Source organism: Halomonas sp. 707D4, assembly GCF_024158685.1.
Taxonomy (GTDB): Bacteria; Pseudomonadota; Gammaproteobacteria; order Pseudomonadales; family Halomonadaceae; genus Vreelandella.
This window is the reverse complement of sequence record NZ_JAMZBD010000710.1, coordinates 1-1,163: the sequence shown is the minus strand read 5'-3', so window position 1 is coordinate 1,163 and position 1,163 is coordinate 1. Positions and strand designations below refer to the sequence as shown.

The window sequence follows — 1,163 nt, the reverse complement described above, 5'->3', positions numbered from 1 at the left end:
ACCCCTTGGCCCAGAAGGGCGAGGCGGGCAAGGCGCTCGGCATGGCGACCATCGCCTCCTTCATCGGTGGGCTGTTCGCGGCGATCGTGCTGGCCGCGCTCGCCCCGCAACTGGCAACGCTGGCGCTCAAGTTCGGCCCGGCGGAGTATTTCGCCCTGGCGGTGTTCGGCCTCACGATCATCGCCAGCCTGTCCGGCGATATCCTGAAAGGGGCGATCGCCGGGCTCATGGGGGTATTGATCGGCTGTGTGGGCGCCGACCCCATCAGCGGCATCTCCCGCTACACCTTCGGGGTGTCGGGCTTTGCCTCGGGCTTCGCCTTCACGCCGGCCTTGATCGGGCTGTTCGCGCTCTCCGAGGTGTTCGTGCAGATCGAGAAGATCCTGAGCGACCGGGTCGAGCGCATGAAAGTGGGCGGCATCTGGCCCAACCGTCAGGAGATGAAGGAGAGCGGCATGCCGATGCTGCGCGGCTCGTTGATCGGCACCTTCATCGGCATCATTCCCGGCACCGGCTCGGGAACCGCTGCGTGGATCAGCTACAACGAGGCGCGGCGCACCTCGAAGACCCCGGAGAAGTTCGGCACCGGCCACGTACCCGGCGTTGCCGCCACCGAAAGCGCCAACAACGCGGTGTGCGCGGCGGCGTTGATCCCGCTGCTGGCGCTGGGCATTCCCGGCGACGTGGTGACGGCGGTATTGATGGGCGGGCTGATGATCCAGGGTCTGGCCCCGGGGCCGATGCTGTTCCAGCAGAACCCGGAGGTAGTGACCGGTATCTTCACCGGGGTGTTCGTCGCCACCATCTTCATGCTGGTGTTCGGCCTTCTGGGCATTCGCTTCTTCACCCAGATCCTGCGCGTGCCGCGGCGCCTGCTGACCATGGCCATCGTGGTGTTCTGCTTCGTCGGCTCCTGGGCGATCAACCTCAACGTGGTGGATCTCTACACCATGGTCGGGTTCGGGGTGCTGGGCTATTTCATGCAGAAGTACGGCTTCTCGCAAGCGGCGTTGTGCATCGCCTTGATCCTCGGGCCGATGGCGGAATCCAACCTGCGCCTGGGGCTGATGAGTGCCCGCGACGATCTTGGCGTGTTCCTCTCCGGGCCGCTCACCCTGCTGTTCCTGGGGCTGGCGGTGATCTCGCTGCTGCTGCCGCTGCTG

General features: G+C 65.9%; 1 protein-coding gene. It reads left to right on the top strand.

The window, feature by feature from the left end; translation table 11 throughout:
* Nucleotides 1-1,163: tripartite tricarboxylate transporter permease (locus BIS11_RS18115; protein WP_253586802.1), on the top strand; the 1,163-nt coding region annotated here is incomplete at both ends.